This is a genomic window from Parajatrophihabitans canadensis (assembly GCF_053764775.1).
In genome coordinates, this window is the sequence record NZ_CM132445.1 from 1,398,004 (window position 1) to 1,418,712 (window position 20,709).

15 protein-coding genes are annotated in these 20,709 nt (G+C 65.6%); 12 read left to right on the forward strand and 3 right to left on the reverse strand.

The annotated features are described in order from the left end of the window. The first annotated feature begins 117 nt into the window (after window positions 1-117). From ACSMXN_RS06800 to hemA, 9 genes are all read left to right on the forward strand, one after another. Window positions 118-2,757, forward strand: coding sequence for a GAF domain-containing sensor histidine kinase (locus ACSMXN_RS06800; protein WP_022914124.1), 2,640 nt, complete (start codon window positions 118-120; stop codon window positions 2,755-2,757). Between the two features lie 220 nt (window positions 2,758-2,977). Next, a complete protein-coding gene (locus ACSMXN_RS06805) occupies window positions 2,978-4,243 on the forward strand; it encodes an MFS transporter (protein ID WP_022914123.1) in 1,266 nt (421 codons plus the stop codon). 33 nt (window positions 4,244-4,276) lie between these two features. Beyond that, complete coding sequence (locus ACSMXN_RS06810) at window positions 4,277-5,698, forward strand: cytochrome ubiquinol oxidase subunit I (protein ID WP_022914122.1); 1,422 nt, start codon at window positions 4,277-4,279, stop codon at window positions 5,696-5,698. Then, a complete protein-coding gene (locus tag ACSMXN_RS06815) occupies window positions 5,695-6,747 on the forward strand; it encodes a cytochrome d ubiquinol oxidase subunit II (protein ID WP_022914121.1) in 1,053 nt (350 codons plus the stop codon). Before ACSMXN_RS06810 ends, ACSMXN_RS06815 begins: the two co-directional genes overlap by 4 nt. Window position 6,748: 1 nt before the next feature. Beyond that, the gene (locus ACSMXN_RS06820; RefSeq protein ID WP_022914120.1) at window positions 6,749-6,943 is read left to right on the forward strand and encodes a hypothetical protein; all 195 of its coding nucleotides are present in this window, start codon (window positions 6,749-6,751) and stop codon (window positions 6,941-6,943) included. Further along, entirely contained in the window at window positions 6,940-8,727 is a 1,788-nt protein-coding gene (locus ACSMXN_RS06825; RefSeq protein WP_022914119.1) for an ATP-binding cassette domain-containing protein, read from the forward strand. Before ACSMXN_RS06820 ends, ACSMXN_RS06825 begins: the two co-directional genes overlap by 4 nt. Then, entirely contained in the window at window positions 8,720-10,477 is a 1,758-nt protein-coding gene (cydC, locus tag ACSMXN_RS06830; RefSeq protein WP_022914118.1) for a thiol reductant ABC exporter subunit CydC, read from the forward strand. The genes ACSMXN_RS06825 and cydC overlap by 8 nt, the downstream gene beginning before the upstream one ends. A 128-nt stretch (window positions 10,478-10,605) precedes the next feature. Further along, window positions 10,606-12,075 carry a catalase gene (locus tag ACSMXN_RS06835; RefSeq protein ID WP_022914117.1) on the forward strand — a complete coding sequence of 490 codons (1,470 nt, stop codon included), beginning with the start codon at window positions 10,606-10,608 and terminating at the stop codon, window positions 12,073-12,075. Window positions 12,076-12,103: 28 nt separating this feature from the next. Further along, window positions 12,104-13,405, forward strand: coding sequence for a glutamyl-tRNA reductase (hemA, locus tag ACSMXN_RS06840; RefSeq protein ID WP_196811338.1), 1,302 nt, complete (start codon window positions 12,104-12,106; stop codon window positions 13,403-13,405). A gap of 39 nt (window positions 13,406-13,444) precedes the next feature. On the opposite strand, the gene ACSMXN_RS06845 is transcribed toward hemA, so the two are convergent. Together ACSMXN_RS06845 and nhaA are read right to left on the reverse strand one after the other, a co-directional pair. Further along, window positions 13,445-14,938 carry a sensor histidine kinase gene (locus ACSMXN_RS06845; protein WP_022914115.1) on the reverse strand — a complete coding sequence of 498 codons (1,494 nt, stop codon included), beginning with the start codon at window positions 14,936-14,938 and terminating at the stop codon, window positions 13,445-13,447. A gap of 84 nt (window positions 14,939-15,022) precedes the next feature. Further along, a complete protein-coding gene (gene nhaA / locus ACSMXN_RS06850) occupies window positions 15,023-17,038 on the reverse strand; it encodes a Na+/H+ antiporter NhaA (RefSeq protein WP_022914114.1) in 2,016 nt (671 codons plus the stop codon). Between the two features lie 298 nt (window positions 17,039-17,336). On the opposite strand from nhaA, the gene ACSMXN_RS06855 reads away from it, so the two are divergent. The 3 genes from ACSMXN_RS06855 to ACSMXN_RS06865 all read left to right on the forward strand — a co-directional run bounded on the left by ACSMXN_RS06855 (window position 17,337) and on the right by ACSMXN_RS06865 (window position 19,366). After that, the gene (locus tag ACSMXN_RS06855; protein WP_051148936.1) at window positions 17,337-18,488 is read left to right on the forward strand and encodes a GAF domain-containing sensor histidine kinase; all 1,152 of its coding nucleotides are present in this window, start codon (window positions 17,337-17,339) and stop codon (window positions 18,486-18,488) included. A 211-nt stretch (window positions 18,489-18,699) separates the two neighbouring features. Then, window positions 18,700-18,828, forward strand: coding sequence for a hypothetical protein (locus tag ACSMXN_RS06860; protein ID WP_022914113.1), 129 nt, complete (start codon window positions 18,700-18,702; stop codon window positions 18,826-18,828). A gap of 169 nt (window positions 18,829-18,997) precedes the next feature. After that, window positions 18,998-19,366 (forward strand): response regulator, encoded by a 369-nt coding sequence (locus ACSMXN_RS06865; RefSeq protein WP_022914112.1) that lies wholly within the window; start codon window positions 18,998-19,000, stop codon window positions 19,364-19,366. A 48-nt stretch (window positions 19,367-19,414) separates the two neighbouring features. Here the strand turns inward: ACSMXN_RS06865 and ACSMXN_RS06870 are convergent, their stop codons facing one another. Continuing rightward, window positions 19,415-20,704, reverse strand: a complete 1,290-nt coding sequence (locus ACSMXN_RS06870; RefSeq protein WP_022914111.1) for a TRAP transporter large permease subunit — start codon at window positions 20,702-20,704, stop codon at window positions 19,415-19,417. Window positions 20,705-20,709: the final 5 nt, after the last annotated feature.

Sequence of the window (20,709 nt, forward strand, 5' to 3'; positions counted from 1 at the left end):
GGTTGGCCTTGAGCGCGCGGGTGTATCGGCGCGAAGATGGGCAGTGCAAGCTCGCACCCCCGTGCTGGCACCTTGCCGTCGGACAGTGCGCCGGGGGCGGTCTGTGATCCTGAGGGGATGGCGACGTCGTTGAGCCATGACGAGTTGCGTGTACTAGGCGATGAGCAAGTGGTGCTGCGCCAGGCGGCGACGCTGGTGGCGCGTGGGATGCCGCCCGAAGAGTTGTTCGCGTCGGTCATAGCAGACGCCGGCCGGTTGCTCGCCTTCGATTGCGCGACCTTGGGTCGCTACGAGTCCGATGGCACGGTGTCCGATGCCACGGTGTCCGATGGCACGGTGACCATCGTGGCCTCGTGGAACGGCGCAGGCGGGTTCGCGCCCGCTGTTGGCAGCCAGTTGACACTCGGGGACGCTGTCGGCTCGGGTGTGGGGGTCCCACTCCTGGTTGACGGCCGGCTCTGGGGAGTGTTGGCCGCCTACCCCTCCACGGGTCAGCAGGTGCCGACCGGCATCGACGCGCGCCTGTCCAATTTCGCCGAGCTCATGGCGACGGCCGTCGCGAACGCAGAGAGCCGCGCCCAACTGTCCCGGCTGGCCGACGAGCAGGCAGCGTTACGCAGGGTCGCGACGCTGGTGGCGCGTGGGGTGCGGCCGGAAGAGGTGTTCGCGGTGGTCACCGAAGAGCTCGGGCTGCTGCTCGGCACGTATCTCGCCGGGATGGCACGCTTCGACAGCGATGACACGGTGACCGTATTGGCTACCTGGCCGCCCGAGGCCGAGCGCGACGGCTCGCACCCGCTCGTTCCGGGTCCGTGGCCGCTCGACGGCGGCGATATCGCGTCGGAGATCTTTCTGACGCGTCGAGCTGTACGGATCGATGACTACCGCGGCGTCGCCGGCAGTATCGCTGCTTTCGTCCGAGACGAGCTCGGGATCGGGTCCTCGGTGGGCAGTCCGATCGTTGTCGAGGGGCGACTGTGGGGGGCTCTGTTTGTTCACGCGAAGCAGACCGACCCGCGCTTCCCGCAGGCCACCGAATCGCGTCTGACGGCCTTCACCGAGCTTGTCGCGACGGCGATCGCGAACGCCGAAGGTCGAGCCGGTCTCGCGCGCCTTGCCGAGGAACAGGCAGCGCTACGCCGGGTCACCTCCCTGGTTGCACGAGGGGTGCCGCCACAGGACGTATTCGCCGCCGTCATTGAGGAAGCGTGCAGACTGCTGCGCCTGGAGTTCGCGGGACTGGGCCGCTACGAGCGCGGCGGAGCTATTACCCTCGTCGCCGCCTGGGGTAGGAAGGGCCAACACATTCCGGTCGGTCGCCGCTGGAATCTCGGGGGAAACGACGTCGCCACGCTTGTATTCGAGACCGGTCGTGCCGCCCGGATCGACACGTACACCGATACCTCTGGGCAGCTTACCGACACCGGCAGCCAGGCCGGAATCGGTGCGGGCGTCGGCACGCCGGTCATCGTCGAGGGCCGTTTGTGGGGGGTGATGGCCACCTTCGCGGCCCTGGGTCAACCGCTGCCAGTGAACATCGAGGCCCGGCTGGAGACATTCACCGAGCTGGTGGCGACGGCGATCGCCAATGCTGACAGCCGCGCTGAGCTGGCGAGGCTGGTCGATGAACAGGCCGCGCTGCGGCGGGTGGCGACGCTGGTGGCGCGTGCAGTACCCCCGGAGGAAGTGTTCGCGGCGGTCGTCGGAGAAGTCATGCGACTTCTGCCTGTTACCTTCGCGAGTTTGGCTCGCTTCGAAGCCGACGGTACGGGCACGGTGATGGCCACGTCGGGCCATATAGAGAACCACTTTCCAGTTGGTAGCCGCTGGCCACTCGAGGGAAGAAACGTTGTCACGTCGATCTACAAAACCGGTCACGCGGCCCGGATCGATGGTTACGCAGAAGCTTCCGGGCCCCTTGGTGTGACGGCCCGAGAGCAAGGTTTCGGCTCAGGAGTCGGGACGCCGGTCATTGTCGAAGGCCGAGTTTGGGGCATGATCGCCAGCTACTCGGACCGCGACCACCTGCTCCCAGCGGACACCGAAGAGCGGCTAGCCTCATTTACCGAGCTGGTGGCGACGGCGATCGCGAACGCGGAGAGCCGCGCCGAACTCATGGCCTCGCGCGCCAGGATCGTCGCCGCCGCAGATGAGACACGCAGGCGCATTGAGCGTGATTTGCACGACGGTATCCAGCAGCGACTCGTTTCGCTCGGACTGGAACTACGTATGGCGCAGGCGACGGTGCCCCCGCAGCTCGGCGAGCTCGAGGGCGCGTTATCCCAGGTTGCCCAGGAGCTGGGGAGCGTGTTTGACGAGCTGCGCGAGATTTCCCACGGCATTCACCCGGCAATTCTGTCCGAAGGCGGTCTCCATCGGGCGCTCCGGGCGCTGTGCCGACGTTCGGTATTGCCGGTGGAGCTGGACGTACACGCCGAGCGACCGCTACTGGAGCCAGTCGAGGTCGCCGCTTACTACGTGGTCTCAGAGGCATTGTCCAATGCGGCCAAGCACGCGCAGGCATCGGTGGTGAACGTCGAACTCAACACCGAAGACGCATACCTGCACCTGGTAATCCGCGACGACGGGGTCGGCGGAGCGGATCTCAGCCAGGGGTCCGGGCTAATCGGACTCCGTGATCGCATTGAGGCACTCGGCGGCTCCTTGCAGGTCACCAGCCCGGTAGGGGTCGGAACCGCGCTACTGATCGAGATCCCGCTGGACGACGCGAGCACGGCGGTCTCACCCAAGACCTAAGGGCAGGCGCGGTTGCCGGTGACTCTGCAGCGAGCAGCTGAAGCTTGTCCGCTCGACTCGAAGGCGGACATTGCTGCTAACCGGAATTTCTCAAGCGGCTAACCGGAATTCTCAAGCCTGGCTGGCCTCACGTCTGGACTGGTGCTGGCTTTGAAGACACGTGTTGCCCTGATCGGGAAGCGTGATCGGTGCCAAACGCTGCGACAGGGAGAGCCAAGTCATGACCATTGCCACCACCGCTGGGGCGGGCGGTGCCGTCAGCGAGGGAGCGCCTTCGACGACCGCGGTCAGTCGGCGCCACTCGTTCGGGTTCTGGACGGCGACGGTTGCGTTCATGATCAGTATGGGCTTCTCCGCGGTACCGACCCCGCTCTACGTGCTGTATCAGCGGCGCGACCATTTCTCGACCTTCATGGTGACCGTGGTGTACGCCGTTTACGCGGTGGGCGTCATCGTCAGCCTTTTCCTTGGCGGTCACGTCTCTGACTGGCTTGGACGCAAGCGGGTGTTCGTGCCGGCGCTGCTGATAAATGTACTGAGCGCGTTGGTCTTCCTGTTCGTTCCGAGCCTGGCAGGTCTGTTAGTCGCGCGAGTCATCTGCGGAGTGTCCGTCGGTCTGACGACGGCGACCGCAACTGCGTACCTGGCTGAACTGCATGTGGGGACCCTCGGCGCGGACCGGCCACGGTCACCCCGACGGGCACAGGTGGTCGCGACCGTCGCGAACCTCGGCGGCATCGGACTGGGGCCACTGGTGGCCGGGTTGCTCGCGCAGTACGCCCCCCAGCCATTGCGGCTGCCTTACATCGTGTTCGGACTGACGCTGGTGGTTCTCGCCGCCCTGATCATCGTCTCGCCCGAGACGACCCAGCGGCCCGAGCCGAAGCCGTCGTGGCACCCACAGCGGATCGCTGTGCCGCGCCACGCGCGCCGCGGGTTCTTCGCCGCGACCTCAGCCGGTGCCGCCGCGTTCGCCGTCTACGGGGTCTTCAACTCCCTCGCGCCGAGCTTCCTAGCCGAGACCCTGCACGAGAGCTCCTACGCCGTGGCCGGGGCGGTTGCCTTCGCTGCGTTTGCGGCCGGCGCCGTAACGCAGATCGCCTTCATTCGCGCCGAATTGAGGCTCATGCTGCGCGTGAGCGGGTACGTACTGATCCCCGGACTGGCCCTGCTGGTCGGGGGAATGTGGCTGCCGAGCCTGGCGATGTTTGTCGTCGGCGGCGTGTTCGCAGGTGCTGGCGCCGGGCTTGTGTTCCGGGGCGCCTTGATCGCCGCCGGGGCGACCGCCCCGGCGCAGTCGCGGGCCGAGGTGCTGTCCGGATACTTCCTGGGCGCCTACATCGGCCTGTCCGTACCAGTCGTCGGCCTCGGCATCGCAACGCAGTACGCCTCGGCACGAGACGTGATGTTCGTCTTCGTCGTCCTCATCGCCGTGGCCATCGTGGGCGCCGTCCGCGCCGTCATCAGCGAAATGGCGCCCAGCTAGGCGCACCGTCAACACCGGTTAGGAGTCAACTAAATGGCATCGGCAGGTCTCATCAGCCTCTCTCGTTGGCAGTTCGCCACGACCGCGGCCTTCCACATGACCTTTCCGGCGTTGTCGGTCGGGCTGTCAATCTTCCTGGTCATCTGTTACGCGTGTTACTGCAAGACCAATAACCCGCTGTACCTGCAGATGTATCGCTTCTGGCGCAAGATCTTCGCGGTCGGCTTCGCGCTGGGCATCGTGGCCGGGATCGTTTTGACCTTCGAGTTGGGGCTCAACTGGGGCGCCTACGCTTGGGCGGTCGGTCCGATTCTGGGTCCGATCATCTGTCTCGAGGCGCTGACCGCGTTCTTCCTCGAAGCTGGTTTCATCGGGATAGTGCTTTACGGCGAAGGGCGGGTCAGTCGCAGGGTCACGTTGATCGCAACCTGCTTGGTCGCGCTGGGAGCGCTGCTGTCCACGACGTGGATCCTGGCGGCCAACTCCTGGATGCAGACGCCGACCGGCTACAAGGAGGTGAACGGTCAATTCCAGCCGACCAGCTGGTACCACGTGATCTTCAACCCAGCGTTCGTCTGGCGGCTGCCGCACATGGTTCTGGCTGTCTTGATCTCGGCTTCCTGGTTCGTCGCCGCCATTGGCGCCTACTACCTGCTCAAGCATCGCGCGCTGCCATTCGCGCGCAAGACGATGTCGATCGGTCTGTTGGCCGCGGCGCTGCTGTTGCCAATTCAGCTTTACGTCGGGGACAGCACGGCAACCTACGTCAGCGCCGTCTACCAGCCAGCCAAGGTAACGGCGGCCGAAGGCAACTTCAACAACGGCAACACCGGGTGGAACTTGATCGTCATACCGGATCAGCCGAAACAGCGCGATAGGTTCACGCTCAGCATTCCGCACGCCGCGAGCGTCTTCGTCTTTCACAATTTCTCGGGCACCACTCCCGTACCGGGTCTGAAGTCGTTTCCCCCATCGCTGCAACCGTCCGTCTGGGCAACGTTCTACGGTTTCAAGGTCATGATCTTCGCTGCTTGGGGTATGTTCAGCGTCGCATTCGTCGGGCTCATCATGCGAATGAGACGGCGTCTCTATTCCGAGCGGTGGTTCCTGCGGCTCGTCCTCTGGACGCTTCCGGTTGGGGTCTTCGCCACGATCGCCGGCTGGGTGGTGTCCGAGAGCGGTCGCCAACCATGGCTGGTCAACGGAAAACTGCTGGTGTCGAATTCGGCATCTTCACTGAGCACCGGCGAGGTGATTGCAACCCTGGTCGCGTTTTGGCTCATCTACCTCGGATTGTTTACCGCCTGGGTGCGTCATGTGGTCCGTGAAGTGCGCACCGGCCCCGCAGAGCTAACGCCACCGGACGAGTCTTCGGCACACGATACGCAGCCGGACCGTACCGAGCCGTCATCGCCGGCAGCCCTCGTCCTCGCCGGAGTGGGTGAGCCTCGATGACCTTCTTCTGGATGCTGATCTTGCTGCTGGCGCTGCTCGTGTATGTCGTCATTGATGGCTACGACCTCGGGATCGGTGCGCTCACCTTGCTGCAGCGCAACCCGGTTCGCAACCGTGCCAGGGTCGAGCTCGTCGGCAACGTGTGGGATGGAAACGAGTCCTGGATCATCCTGCTGGCAATCGGGCTGATGGCCGGGTTCCCCGAGGCGTATGCGACCGCGTTGCCCGGCCTCTATCTGCCCATTTGCCTCATGCTCTTCGGGCTCATCTTTCGCGGCTTCGCCCTGGAGATGACCTTGCAACGCCGTGGTTTCAACCGGATCTGGGGCCGGCTCTTCGGCGTCGGTTCGCTGGTCGCGGCCTTTGCCCAGGGGCTGCTGTTCGGCGGCCTGCTCTGCGGGCTACCAGTGATCGACCACCGCTTCGCCGGCGGGACCTGGGACTTCCTCGGCCATGGCTATGCGCTACTTACCGGCTGCGCGACCGTCCTGCTCTATGCGTGGGCCGGCGCCACGCAGCTACAGGCAAAGCTGGGCTGGGACGCCAGCGGCATGCCCCGCCGGGTGCTGCGTCGGCTGACGGTTGCAGCCGCTGTGGCCTCGCTGCTCTGCGCCGTGCTCCTGCCGGTCGCCACCAGTGCGCGGCTATCGCTCGCCGGTGTCGATCGGTGGCTGCCCTTCGGTTACGGCGTACTGCTTGCGGCCGGGGGGTTCTGGACGGTCTACCGTCGCGCCGGGCGCGGTCCGCGCCAGGTGGGCTTCTTCGCCGCAGCCGCGGCACAGACCGGTGGGCTGGTCGCGCTGGTCAGTCTGTACTACCCGCAGCTGGTTCCCCCGTCAGTCACGGTGTATTCGGCGGCGGCAAGCCGGTCGACGCTGGTGTTCCTCACCGCCATGATCGGTCTCATCGGCCCCGGGACGGTCGCCTACGGAATCTATTCTCACTGGGTCTTCCGGAGCCGATCGGCAACCGAAGCGGTGCCGCGTACCGGAGAGCCAGCCGCGCCAACGCAGACGCCGTCAGCTCTCGAGTTGAAGGGAAGTTACTGAGATGGTCGATCGGAAATGGCCGTTGTGGGCTCGGGTTCTCGTCTTCGTGGTCCTACTGCCGGTGTGGGCGGCAGCGATTCTGGCCGCCGAGAATGACTTCAGCGAACGGGGCGTCTGGTTCGATCCCTTGCTGATCGGCCTGATGTTGACCACCGTCATCACTACCTGGTTCACGACGCGGCGATCGCAACGATGAGCATCGACACGGCGACCGCCTCGCGCGGTATCGCCAGCGGAGGGCAGCCGATCGCGGCTCCTGCCAAGACTGATGCGCCGTCGAAGCCCGAGGTGCCGGCCCGAGCCCGCTCACGGGCGGCTCGCGACTGGCTGATCGCCAGTCGTCGACCCGGCAGCCGGTTCTTTCTGTCAGCGGGGGTGTGTGATCTGGCCGCGGCGCTCGGCACCATCCTGGCCTGCTGGAACATCGCGGCGCTCAGCGTCGCGGCGATCGGCGATCGCGGCGCCGGTGACCTCACCGGCTCGATCGACGGTGTTGTGATCGGAGGCCTCGTGGCCGCCTCCGCTGGTTTCGCCGCGAACCGACTCGCGGCGCTCGGCGCCACTCACGTCGAGTCCGCGGTGCGGGCCGAACTGATCGATTCGCTCGTGCTGGCCGACCCCGCGCGCATCTCGGTCAGCACCGGCCGGGGCGCAGCGGCGGTCGCGGAACACCTGCCCCAGCTGGAGGAATACTTCCGCGGCTACGGACGCGCGGCCTTCGCGGCCTGTGTTGTTCCGGTCGCAATTCTGGCTGCGGTGTTCCCGGCGAGTTGGGTCGTCGGCCTGCTGCTGTTGGTGTCGATGCCGATCGTGCCGCTGAACATGGCGGTCACCGGGCTCGGCGCGGCGGAGCTGAGCCGGAGACAGCTGACCCAGATCGGCGAGCTGTCGAACCGGGTGCTCGAGCGGCTGCAGGCGACGAGCACGTTGCGGGCGCTCGGTGCCATCCGCCACGAGCGCCGCGCCGTCGAGCGGGCTGCCAACGAGCTGTCACGACGGACGGCTGCGGTGTTGCGGGTGGCGTTCCTCGCCTCGACGGCGCTGGAATGGGTCGCTACCTTCGCCATCGGAGTGGTGGCGATGTACACCGGCGCGACCCTGCTCGGCTACGTGCACGTACCCCTGCTGCCGGCGCATATCGATGCACGGTCAGCGGTCTTCGTCCTATTGCTCGCTCCAGAGTTCTTCTTGCCGCTACGGCGATATGCCGCCGCATACCACCAGGGGCAGGAGGCCATCGCTGCCGCGGAAGTGTTGCAACCGTTGACGAAAGTAGTGCGGGTGCAGGGCGCATCGAAAGAAGCGCCATCAGCAGCGCCGTCAGTGTGGACGCGACCGTCGCCCGCAGTGCAGCTCGAGGGCGTCACGGTTCGGTTCGCGGGTCGGGCGAGGCCAGCTTTGCGTGATGTCGATCTGTATCTCCGGCCGGGCCGGGTGCTCGGTGTGGCTGGCGCGTCCGGGTCCGGCAAGTCCACCCTGCTCCGGGTCGCCGGCGGTTGGCAGTTGCCGACGGAAGGCACTGCGCGGCTCGACGGGCGGAGCGCCGTCAATAGCAACCGTGCCTTGCTGATCGGGCAGCAGCCCTACCTGTTCGCAGGTTCTGTGGCGGAGAACCTGGCGCTTGGGCAGCCCGACCTGTCGCCGAAACAGATGTGGGCGGCGATCGAGTCGGCCCAGCTCTCTGCGGTGTTGCGTCGGCTGCCGGAGGGCCTCGACACGATTCTCGGTGAGCGCGGCTGGGGTCTGTCCGGTGGCGAGGCCCAGCGACTGGCGATCGCGCGGGCCTTTCTCAGCAGCGCAGCTCTGCTCATCGTCGATGAACCCACCGCCCACCTCGACCGCGAGACCGAAGAATCCTTGCTGGAACCGCTCGAACGGCTGCTCCACGGCAGGACGGCGCTCGTCGCGAGCCATTCCGACCAGGTACTCGCGATGACCGATCACATCGTCGAACTCGAGGACGGCAAGCTCCATGGCTGAGTTGGCCGTCCCGACGCCGATGGCCCGTCCCGGTCGGCAGCTGGCGCTGGGATTGTTGTTCGCCATCGTCGCGGCCTCGGCCTCGGCCGGCTTGATGGGCCTGGCTGGCTGGTTCATCGTGCGATGCGCCCAGACCGGGCTCTCGAACACGTCAGGCTTCTCGTGGCTGTACCCGAGCGCGGGAGTCGAAGCCCTGGCCTTGGCGCGCACTGCTGGCCGCTACGGAGAGCGGCTCTCGACCCACCGCTCGACGCTCGATCTGCTTGCCTACATTCGCGGAAGGGTATTCGCCTCGGCGACCCGCTTGCCGATCGGTCGGTTGCGCGCCCTGCGCAGCGGTGATCTGCTGGACCGGGTTCAGGCCGACGTTGACACCCTCGATCGCGCCGTCCTCGGTGTCGTACTGCCGGGTGCGGTCTGCAGCGTGGTGGCCGCCGGTGGCCTGGCCGTGCTGACGCTTGTGCGCCCGTTTTTCGGCCTTATCGCCGGACTCGTGCTGCTTGCTGTCTTGATCTTCGACCTGATCCTGAGCCGCGGTAGCAGGCAGCTTGCCGAGCACCTGACGACGGAGCGATCCGCCGCGCGTTCTCGGCTGGTAGAGACGCTCGATGGCCGCCCGGAGCTGGCCAGCTTCGGAGCTGGCAGTCTGGCCGCAGACGATTTGCGTGCGCGCTTTGATGTGCTCGCTGCGACTCGTAAGCGCCTGTCGGGCCGTGAGGCTGCAGGGGAGGCGATCATCGCCGCTGGTGCGTGCATCACCGTCGCGATAATTCTCGCCAGCGGATCCGGCTTTCTCGGCCACACGCTGGACCCGGCGATCCTCGCCCTCGCAGTGTTCGTCGCCATGGCACTCTTCGAAGCGGCAAAGGGTCTCAGCTCGGCGGGTGAGGCGCTTGCCCAAACGCGCACAGCTTGGCGTCGCCTGCGGGAACTGACCGGATTCGGCCTGCGCGGCTCGTCCGACGACCCGTCGCCGGGCGGCACGAGCTCAGGCCCGTCACCTGGCCGAGGACGCGGGGACGTTGTGCTGTCAGGTGTCTCAGCGGGGTACGGCGGTGCAGACGTTGTCGACGTCGCGCGGTTGGAGATCCCCGCCGGTGGGTTCGTCGTGCTCACCGGCCCGTCTGGAGCTGGCAAATCGACGCTGCTCGCCGTCATGGCCGGTGAGTTCCCGAGCGCAACGGGCCGGGTTCGGATCGGCGGTCTGGACCCCTACGCGGTCGACTACGAGCAGCGGGTAGCCAGCATCACCCTGATCGAGCAGGACAGCAGCATTCTCAGCGGAACCGTGGCGGACAACCTCCGCCTGGCCCGTCCGAGCGCCACGCCGGATGAATTGGCGGACGCATTGCGGGTCGTCGCACTCGCGGATTCCGTCCAGCTATTGACCGCCGTCGGCCCGGGCGGGGAGTACCTGTCCGGTGGTCAGCGCAGGCGGCTGGCCGTTGCCCAGGGCTACCTTCGCCGGCCCCGGCTGCTCCTGCTGGACGAGCCGACCGAAGGCCTCGACACCGCGACCGCTCGCCGCGTACTTGCGAACCTGCGTTCTGCCCTGCCCGACACGACCATCGTCGCGGCGATCCACGATCGCAACCAGGCGGATCTGTCGTCCACGGAGCACATCATTCGGCTGGACGGCGGCCACCTTCTCACGCCCGACGTCACGCCCGACGTCACGCCCGACGCCACAGCTCCGGCTCAGCGGGCTGCTTCGGAATTCCTGCTAGCCGGAGGTTTCAACGCCTGCTAGCAACGATGCCCGCGCATTGCCTGCGCGGAATCGTTGATGTATCGCAGGATCGAGCTGGACCTCGCGCATCCGCCCAGTTCTCCACTGCCCAGTAGATCTCGGTCCCATCGATTGAGGAGAAGCCCAATATGACGAGCACACGACCCAGGCCGACAACAACGGATGCCGGAATTCCCGTTCAAAGCGATGAGCATTCGCTCACGGTCGGCCGGGACGGCCCGATCCTGCTACATGATCACTACGCCATCGAACAGATGGCCCAGTTCAATCGCGAGCGGGTTCCCGAGCGGCAGCCGCACGCCAAAGGCAGCGGCGCCTTCGGGCGGTTCGAGGTCACTAACGACGTGAGCGTCTACACCGAGGCTGCGCTGTTCCAGCCCGGGATCACGACCGACTTGGTCGCAAGGTTCTCCACCGTGGCCGGAGAACGTGGCAGCCCGGACACCTGGCGCGACCCGCGAGGTTTCGCGATCAAGTTCTATACGACCGAAGGCAACTACGACATGGTCGGTAACAACACGCCAGTGTTCTTTCTCCGGGATCCGATGAAGTTCCAGCATTTCATCCGGTCGCAGAAACGTCGTGCCGACAACAACCTTCGCGATCACGAGATGCAGTGGGATTTTTGGACGCTCTCGCCCGAGTCCGCCCATCAGGTGACCTGGTTGATGGGCGATCGCGGTATCCCGCGCACCTGGCGGCACATGAACGGCTACAGCTCGCATACCTACATGTGGGCCAACGTGCAGGCCGAGCGGTTCTGGGTGAAGTACCACTTCATCAGCGACCAAGGCGTCCAATGCCTCACGCAGGCTGAAGCCGATGCGCTCGCCTCAGCTGACGGCGATTTTCACACTCGCGATCTGTTCGAGGCGATCGGGCGGCGTGAGTTCCCCAGCTGGACTCTCAAGGTGCAGATCATGCCGTTCGAGGACGCCGCGAACTACCGGTTCAACCCGTTCGACATGACGAAGGTGTGGCCGCATGCCGACTACCCGCTGGTCGAGGTCGGACGGATGACCTTGGACCGCAACCCCACCGACTACCACTCGCAGATCGAACAACTGGCCGTGGAGCCGAGCAACCTCGTGCGCGGTATCGGCCCGAGCCCAGACAAGATGCTGCTGGGCCGGATGTTCGCCTACCCGGACGCCCACCGCGCCCGGATCGGTACGAATTACAACCAGTTGCCGGTCAACGCGCCCGTCTCGCCAGTACACAGCTACAGCAAGGACGGGGCGATGCGCTACAACTTGGTGTCTGACCCGGTCTACGCGCCGAACTCCAAGGGCGGCCCACGGGCTGAGAGTGAGGGAATCGGCGAGCCGACCGGCTGGTACGCCGACGGGAGCATGGTTCGAGCGGCTCAGACGTTGCATGCCGAGGACGACGATTGGGGTCAGGCCGGCACACTGGTCCGCGACGTGATGGGCGATGCCGAACGTGAGCATCTGGTCAACAACATCGTCGGACATCTTCTCGATGGGGTTTCCGAAGCGGTGCTGGTGCGCGCCTTTGAATACTGGAACAACGTCGACAAGGACCTCGGCGAGCGGGTCGAGGCTGGCGTTCGTGCGAGCCGGACACTCCTGATCTAGCGCAATTCCAGAACGAATGGTCAACGTGATGAGGATCGTAAGCCTGAGCGTGTCCCATCGATCGGCTCCGATCGAGGTGCTCGAACGGCTTGCCGTGCCTTCGGCCGATCTGGGCCACGTCTCAGCACGGTTGCACGCCGAACCGCCTATTGACGAGGTAGCCGTGCTCGCCACCTGCAATCGGGTTGAGGTGTACGTAGCCACGGACGGTGACATCTCAGAAGCAATAGGTGTCGTCGGCAACCTGCTGGCCGCCCGCGGGCAGTTCGACCCGGCCGAGCTGATGAAAGTGATCGACGTGCGAGTCGCCGGCGACGCGGCCGAGCATTTGTTCTCAGTCGCGTGTGGGCTGGAATCGATGGCGATCGGTGAGCAACAGATCGTCGCCCAGATCAAGACGGCGGCCCGTGCGGCTGCCGGAGCAGGAACCGCCGGTCCCGCCATCCTCGGCTTGATCGACGCCGCGCTACGGGTAAGCAAACAGGCCCGGACAGAGACGACGATCAGCACTGCGGGCATTTCGCTCGCGCGAGCTGGTGTCGGTTTGGCCGCTGAGCACCTCGGCCCGCTGAGCGACCGTCATGCCGTCGTCGTAGGGACCGGCAGCATGGGCAAGCTCGCGGCCAGGCTGCTGCGTGAGGCCGGCGTCGGCCGGCTGACCATCGCTGGGCGCGATCCGGCACGAGTTACTGATCTGAGTGCGGTCGTCCATGGCACGCCCGCGCTCGGCGCCGAGGTCGCAGTGGCGATGGCGCTGGCCGACATCTTGATCTGCGCCAGCGGTTCCGCCAAACCTGTCCTGCACCCCGAGCACCTGGCCGAGCAGTTGCACGGCTCAGTCGGCCGCCGGAGGTTCGTCCTGGATCTGGGCCTGCCACCCAACGTCGACCCCACCGTCGGCGGCCTCGCCGGGGTAAGACTGGTCGACCTGCAGGGGCTCGGCCGACACCTCGCCGGTGCGGCGCTACCCGAGCAGGTTCCTCAGGTGCGGGCACTGGTCGCCGAGGCCAAGTCGGTGTACCTGAACCAGCAGGAACAGGCGTCGGCTGAACCCCTCATCGCTGCGATGCACCTCCAGATCAGACGGCTCGCTGACGCAGAGTTGGAACGGCTCCAAGACCGGCTCCCTGGCCTGAACGACGTGCAACGGACGGAGGCGTCCGCGACGGTGCACCGCACCCTGCGCAAGGTTCTGCACGGGCTGACCGTCCGCGCCCGAGATCTGGCCACGGACGCGAACGGCTCTGTCCATCTCGAAGCGCTGCGCGAGCTCTTTGACCTCAGCCCGCGCGACGAGATCACTCAATCCGAATATCCCTCGATGGCGTAAGCATGAGATCGCATGCGGATGGTCGGATCGTGCGGACGATCAGTGACGCTGGATCGGGATGCTGACCTGCAGGCGGGTTCCGATTGCGGCGGTGCTGGCGATCTCGATCTTTCCGCCGAATGCTTCCACCCGGTCGCGGAGGCCGATTAGTCCGGAGCCCTGGGTGGGGTCTGCTCCGCCGATGCCATCGTCGCGGACTGAGAGTTGGACGACGGCGTCTTTCGTTTCGAAGCTGATGTGTACCAGCGATGCTTGAGAGTGTTTGGCTGCGTTGGTGAGGGCCTCTGATACGACGTAGTACGCGGCGACTTCGAGCCAGTCGGGCAATCGTTGGCTGGCGCGTACGTCGAGTTCGACCGGTATCGCGGAGCGGCGGGCGAGCATCTTGATGGCCGGGCCGATTCCTCCTTTGGAGAGGACCTCAGGGTGGACGCCTCGGGAGATCTCGCGTAGTTCGTCCCCGATGTCGGTCACGCTGTTGGCAGCACCGGCTAAGCGCGCATTGAGTTCCGGTAGTTCGGCGGGTGTCATGTTCTGGGCCAGGCGGAGTTCGAGGCCGAGGGAGACGAGACGCTGCTGTGCGCCATCGTGCAGGTTGCGCTCGATGCGTCGGCGGGCTTCGTCGGCCGAGGCGAGGACGCGGGCCCGGGAGGCGGCCAGCTCGGCTCGGCTCTCGGCGTTCGCGATCGCGGTTGCCACGAGGTCGGTGAAATCAGCCAGGCGCGCTTCGGTATCGGCGGGCAATGGCTCGCGGGTCGATCCCACGATCATGACCCCCCACAGCCGGCCTTCGACCGTTACCGGCGTTCCGACCCCTGAGCGGGAGCCTGTCTCCCGTGCCCTGGCGGCGAGAGGGCCGGAGCTATGGGTGTAGTCGTCTATCCGGGCGGGACCGCCGGTCTGGGCGACGAGTGTGCTGATGTTGTGGCCGCCGAGCAAGTAGCTGGTTCCAAGAGGTGTGCGGTGGCCGGTCTTGTCCCAGTTGGCGACGACGGTGATCGCGTCATCGCCGCCGTAGCGGTGCATCGTGGTGGTGTCGACGGCGAGGAGTTCACCGACAACCTGGCAGACGGCGGCGAGCAGCTCGTCCGGCGGGGCGGCTCGTGCCACGAGCGTCGCGACCCGGCGCAGCGCGGCTTGTTCGTTGGCGAGGCTGGCCAGTTGGTCGATCAACACTCCCGTCGCGGTTCCTACGATCGCGCCGACGACTACGAAGGCGGTCAGCGCCACCCAGTCGGCCGAGGGGTGGATACCCAAGCTGTCGTAAGGGGGTGTGAAGAAGAAGTCGCCCGCTCCGAACCCGATTACAGCGGCAGTGAGAGCTGGTGCCACCCCGCCGATAGCTGCCGTGACCACGACGAGCAGCAGCGTGCACAACAGCACGCTGGCCAAGCCGTTCGACGATCGGATCGGCACCAGAGCAACGGCGATGAGCGCGGGGCCGACGACCGCCACAGCCCAGTTCGCCCTCCGCCAGCGCGCCGATCGCCGCTGAAGTGAGGCGTCGAGCAGACGCCGCATCAGCTTGTCCACAGGGCAACGGTAATCCGACATCGGATCCCGAACCAGGGGTAAGCAGTCGAGGGCCTCACAGATCGAGGAGCTGGTGAACCCGCATCATGAATCCGGGCTCGACGTGGTCGAATCTGCCGTAAGCGCAGCCGAACTGCTGGCGCTGGCTCGCGACGATGCTCCCGATCGCGCACGGGGGTGAGACCAGGGCTGTTGCCGTCGGCGAGGAACGGTAGCCGGGGTGGCGACTGCGGCACGTGCCTGGGCTGCGCGAACTTCGGCGGACAGGGTAGCGATGTCGTAGGCGCCGTAGTGCCGGCGCCCGTTGACGAAAAAGGTCGGAGTACCGGATACGCCACTGAGATCGGCGGAATCGATGTCCTTCTGGACGCGGGGCGCCAGCGTTCGCTTGCGGAGCACCTCACGGAGTCGCTCGACATCGAGGCCGAGCTCGGCTGCGTAATGCAGCAGGTCCCGCGCCTCAAGTTCCTGCTGATGAGCGATCAGCAGGTCGTGCATCTCCCAGAACTTCCCGTGCTTGGCGGCGAATTCGGCCGCCTCGGCGGCGAGCTGGGCATGTGGGTGGACGTCGTTGAGCGGCAGGTGTCGCCACACATACCGCAGATCGCCGAAGTCGGCGAGCAGACCTCGGACGACCGGTTCGGCTTGTCCGCAGTACGCACACTCAAAGTCGCCATACTCGACGAGCGTGACGGGTGCGTCGTCGGGGCCGCGCACGTGATCGCGTGCATCGACCGCTACGGCCAGGTCAACGAGGGTCTGCGAACTGCCCATCACTGCCCGCAGCTGCAATCGCTCAGGGAGCATTGTCATCGCTCGAAGCACCACCCAGGTAAGGGCAAACGCGAATACCCCGGCGCTGAGTATGCCGAGCTTGGCCTCTTGCAGATCCACGCCGTCGAACGCGAGCGTCGCGATCAGCAGTGAGACGGTGAAGCCGATCGCCGCGGACGCGCCCCCCGCGAGGACGGATCCCCATCCGACGGGCGGCCGTACCCGACCGTGACTGAGGCGGGTTACCAGCCAGGTGCTCAGCGCGACGCCAACCGGCTTGCCGACGACGTAGCCGAGCACGATGCCGAGCGTGATTGGTGAGGTGAATGCGTGGGAAAGGAACTGACCGTCGATCGGGATCCCAGCGTTGGCAAGCGCGAAGACCGGGACAATCACGTAGCTGCTGAGTGGGTGGTACATCTGCTGCAGACGCTCGTTCGGTGAAATAGCAGTGCGCACGCCCTCTCTCGCCGTGTGCGCGTATTCCGAGGTGGGCTGCTCGCGGAACACCCGGAACTGGTCGCTGGCCCGTTCGAGATCAACACGTGCGGCCGGATAGGCCATCGCGGCCAAGCCCATTACTACGCCAACCAGGACAGGGGTCACGCCTGACTTCTGCATTGCGATCCACGCCGCAAGCCCGAGGATGGTGTAGACGAAGCCGTTGCGGATTCCCCTTGATCGGGCGACAAATACGAGCACGAGGACACCGAGTCCTGCGAGCAGCGCCGCGAGCCGCAGCGTTTTCGTGTAGGCCGTAGCAAGCACGGCGAAGGCCACCAGATCGTCGGCGACCGCAATCGTGAGGATGAACGTGCGCAGACTCGACGGGAACTTACGCCCGACCAACGCGAGGATTCCCAAGGAGAACGCCGTGTCGGTCGACATCGCCGTCCCCCAACCACGGGCCGATGGCTGCCCCGCGTTGAGCAGCAGGTAGATCGCGATCGGGACCAGCATCCCGCCGAGTGCTGCAGCTGCAGGCAGCGCGAGGCGTCGCCGGTCACGAAGGTCGCCGAGGTCGAACTCACGTCGCGCCTCGACGCCCACAACGAGGAAGAAGAAGGTCATCAGGCCGCCGTTGACCCACTGCTGCAGATTCTGAGTGACTCCGGCGCCGCCGACGCGGACGCTGATCTGCATCGTCCACACTGTGTCGTAGGACGAGCTGTCTATCGAAACCCACGCCAGCGCCAGCGCGGTGGCCGCGACGAGCACCACCGCACCCAGTGTTTCGGTGCGCAGGAAGTCTCGGACCGGCGCAGCAAGATTGCGAAGCCAGGCGTTGGAGGAGATCGGCGCAAGTGACGCCCTGTGAACCTGCATGAATCTTCTCGACCGTCCTCCGCTGTGTCCGACACAATGCGCCAACTTGAACATCGCAAATGCGGACGCCCAGGTCATCCCAGCCAGCCGCCGTCGCTGGTACCCACTAACTGGAAGTCGCCCTAACACCCATGCGATCGATGTCAGGCTGGCGGCAATCCCATCGCGGATAACATCGCGAATCCCATCGCGTGGGCATCTTGAGACCAAGGATCTTCAGGTGCGAGGATGGCTGTGGAAACTCGCGTCGTCACGCTGACAGAGAGCCGTGGCCCAATGCCGGAGGCAACCCGGGATCGTGGACGAACGGCAAACACCGGTCACCGGCGAAGAGTTGCGCGAGCTGGCAGAGGAGCAGGCCGCTTTGCGGCGGGTCGCGACTTTGGTCGCTCAGGGGGTGCCGCCGGAGGAGGTGTTCGCGGCTGTCATAGCCGAAGCCGGTCGGCTGATGTCCGTCGAGTTCGCGGGCCTAGGCCGTTACGCCCCCGACGGGACAGTGACGGTCGTCGCCGGCTGGGGCCAAACCGCACAACACATGCTCGTTGGCCGTCGGTGGAGCCTTGGCGGAGAGGACCTCGCCACGCTAGTCTTCGTGACCGGACATAGTGGACGTATTGACGCCTACGTCGATACCTCCGGGCAGCTCACTGACGTCGGCCGCGAGGCTGGAGTCGGGGCCGGTGTCGGGGCGCCGATCATTGTCGAGGGCCGTCTGTGGGGGGTAATGGCGACTTACTCGCGACCGGGCCAATTGTTGCCGGCTGCCACCGAGACTCGGCTAGCGAATTTCACCGAGTTGGTGGCGATGGCGATTGCGAATGCCGAGAGTCGAGCGGAGTTGATGGCGTCGCGGGCACGGATTGTGGCGGCCGCGGATGAGACGCGCCGGCGGATCGAGCGCGATCTGCATGACGGGATCCAGCAGCGACTGGTTTCTCTTGGGTTGGACTTGCGGATGGCGCAAGCGACGGTACCCAAACAGTTGGGTGACCTGAACGATGTGTTGTCGCACCTGAGTGAGGGCCTGTCGGGCGTGTTCGACGAGGTGCGGGAGATCGCGCACGGTATTCACCCGGCGATTTTGTCCGAGGGCGGCCTCGGCCCGGCGTTGCGGGCGTTGTGCCGGCGTTCGGCGCTGCCGGTTGAGCTGGATCTGCAGGCAAAGCGGCGGCTGCCTGAGTCGGTCGAGGTCGCAGCCTATTACGTTGTGTCTGAGGCCTTGACCAACGCAGCCAAACATGCCCGGGCCTCGGTGGTGAACGTCGAGCTGCACATCCAGGACGCGACGTTGCGGTTGGTGATCCGAGATGACGGGATCGGGGGAGCTGACCTCCGCCGGGGAGCTGGTCTGGTCGGGCTCAGCGACCGGATCCAAGCCGTCGGCGGAAACCTGCAATTGACGAGCCCCGCCGGTGGCGGTACCACCTTGCTAATCGAGATCCCCCTGTAGGACCAAGCCAGTTCCTTCTCGCCGGGGGAGTAGCGGCAGCTCGTGCTCAGCTAATTCTCCAGCTGATGATTTCCAGCTGATTTCCAGCTAACAGGTACTCGGCATGGCGGACTACAGGCAGCGCGTCGGGGTACTGGCCCTGACGACAGCTGGCTGCTGGCCGCGTGATCCTGAAGCACGAGAGCGTTGCAAGCGCTGCTGAGGAGACGCCATGAGCACCGAAATCCTGAACGACCCGCATGCGCCCGCCGAGTTGTCAGCGTCCCGGCAGATTTTCGGTGGCGATCCGCGTCATGGTCCGTTGGTGCCGCTGCTCATCGCCTTGACAGGTGCGCGCTGACCGGCTTCCTCGTCGGGGCCGTCCTCACTATGACACTCAACTATGACACTCACTGGGGTGGCTCGCCGCAGGTACCGCTGTGACCGCCCGGCGTCCCGCCGGGTGGCGCGCAGGCTGAATTCCGGCTAGCTGCAAGGCGGCGGCCCTCGATCGCTGCCACGATAATTGGATGACCTGGCGCTGCCTGCTGGTAGATGACAACGACGCGTTCCTGAACGGGGCGACCGTGCTTCTGCAACGAGAGGGTGTCGAGGTTGTGGGCGTGGCCTCGAATAGCGCCGCAGCGGTGCGGCAGGCCCGGGCGCTCAGGCCGAACGTCATTCTCGTCGACATCGGTCTTGGGGACGAAAGCGGCTTTGACCTCGCTCGGATTCTGGCCGACGACGACATGGTGGGCGACGCCGAGGTGATCATGATGTCGACCGCCGCCGAGACGGACTACGTAGAGCTGATCGCCGAGAGCCCGGCAATCGGGTTCCTGGCCAAGCCGGAGTTCTCGGCGCGCGCCATCGGGCAGATCCTCGGTCTGATCCCGTAAACGCCCGACTCCGAGTACGACTGCCGTACGGCATGGGGACCTGGCTCGTCAGAGGTAATTGATCGCTGTCACTGCCATACCGGCGAACGCGACGCACCACACGTATGGAAGCGTTCGAACCATCACGGCTTGTGGGCTCACGCCGGCGTATTGGGCACTCCACACGGTCTGGGTGCTTGTCGGGTCCGATACGCCGAATACCTGGTTGTAGGTGGCAGTCAGGCCGAGCACGGCCACAGCCGGGTAGATCCCCGCCGCGATGAGCACTCCCGCGATGCCCGCGCCCAGACCGTAGATGTTCAGCGGTCCGCGATAGAGGCAGAACGGAGTCAGGATGGTGAAGATGACCACGAACAACAGAGGGTTGTGCGGGCTGATCTCCTTAGCCAGCGGTTCGAGCGCGCTGACGGCCTTCGGCAGCTTGACCGAAGCCAGCAAGATCCCGATGGCGATGAACAGTGTGATCGGCGCCGCCGCCGTCTGGAACGAGCCGTACAGCGTCCTGAGCAGCCTGGTGTTCATATCCCGCGGACGCGTCGTCGTGACCAGTGCGTACAACACGCCGGCGAGTAGCGAAGGAATGATTGCCAGGCTGAACCCGAGCGCAAGCACGATCGGGACGAGAGGCGTGAGCAGCGAATACCACGGCGCGTCACCGAGGCGCCGCGATCGTAGTGAGGAGCGTTTCGCTGCGCTTGAGGCCGGACGTAACGACCAGGCGTGGACCGCTCCCTGCCGGCGCGTCTCGATGATCACGAACGCTATCGCCAGTACAAGGGCAATCGGGAAGAGTTTGATCATGAAACTGCGCACCGTCGGGATCGGAAGCGACAACGCGGTCGAGAAGAACTGCCAGCTTGGCAACTCGAAAGGCAACCCTGCTGCGATGCCCATCAGGATGGTTCCCGCCGCGGTGACCTTGGGGACTCCGACCGCGATCATCGCCGGAATGCCAATGATTCCAGCAAGTACCGCCGCTGGCGCAGAACCGGTGACGGTTCCCACGAGGGTCGACACACCGAGAACGCCGATCGCGACCACGGTCGGCCGATCGCCACTGAATTCGACGATCTTGCGGACCAGCGTGCCGGCGATGCCGGTCTCGTCGAGAATCCTCCCCAGCCAGGAGCCGAGCAGAATCGCAATCATGGTCGAGGCGAGGGAAAAAGACCCCGCCTGCAGCACAGTGTCGGTAATGCTGTTCGCACCCTTGAGTGGCGCCCCGACGACGACTGCAATAACCACCGCCACGAGCACGAGCGTGAACGCGGTGGGCACGGTCTTGGTCAGGATCAGCGCGACTCCAGCCAGCATGATGAGCAGGATGACAATTCCCATGGCGG

Excerpts from the sequence above, each read along its gene's own strand:
- ACSMXN_RS06800 (WP_022914124.1), top strand. The coding sequence starts at position 118 with ATGGCGACGTCGTTGAGCCATGACGAGTTGCGTGTACTAGGCGATGAG.
- ACSMXN_RS06805 (WP_022914123.1), top strand. The coding sequence starts at position 2,978 with ATGACCATTGCCACCACCGCTGGGGCGGGCGGTGCCGTCAGCGAGGGA.
- ACSMXN_RS06810 (WP_022914122.1), top strand. The coding sequence starts at position 4,277 with ATGGCATCGGCAGGTCTCATCAGCCTCTCTCGTTGGCAGTTCGCCACG.
- ACSMXN_RS06815 (WP_022914121.1), top strand. The coding sequence starts at position 5,695 with ATGACCTTCTTCTGGATGCTGATCTTGCTGCTGGCGCTGCTCGTGTAT.
- ACSMXN_RS06820 (WP_022914120.1), top strand. The coding sequence starts at position 6,749 with ATGGTCGATCGGAAATGGCCGTTGTGGGCTCGGGTTCTCGTCTTCGTG.
- ACSMXN_RS06825 (WP_022914119.1), top strand. The coding sequence starts at position 6,940 with ATGAGCATCGACACGGCGACCGCCTCGCGCGGTATCGCCAGCGGAGGG.
- cydC (WP_022914118.1), top strand. The coding sequence starts at position 8,720 with ATGGCTGAGTTGGCCGTCCCGACGCCGATGGCCCGTCCCGGTCGGCAG.
- ACSMXN_RS06835 (WP_022914117.1), top strand. The coding sequence starts at position 10,606 with ATGACGAGCACACGACCCAGGCCGACAACAACGGATGCCGGAATTCCC.
- hemA (WP_196811338.1), top strand. The coding sequence starts at position 12,104 with ATGAGGATCGTAAGCCTGAGCGTGTCCCATCGATCGGCTCCGATCGAG.
- nhaA (WP_022914114.1), bottom strand. The coding sequence starts at position 17,038 with ATGCAGGTTCACAGGGCGTCACTTGCGCCGATCTCCTCCAACGCCTGG.
- ACSMXN_RS06860 (WP_022914113.1), top strand. The coding sequence starts at position 18,700 with ATGAGCACCGAAATCCTGAACGACCCGCATGCGCCCGCCGAGTTGTCA.
- ACSMXN_RS06865 (WP_022914112.1), top strand. The coding sequence starts at position 18,998 with ATGACCTGGCGCTGCCTGCTGGTAGATGACAACGACGCGTTCCTGAAC.
- ACSMXN_RS06870 (WP_022914111.1), bottom strand. The coding sequence starts at position 20,704 with ATGGGAATTGTCATCCTGCTCATCATGCTGGCTGGAGTCGCGCTGATC.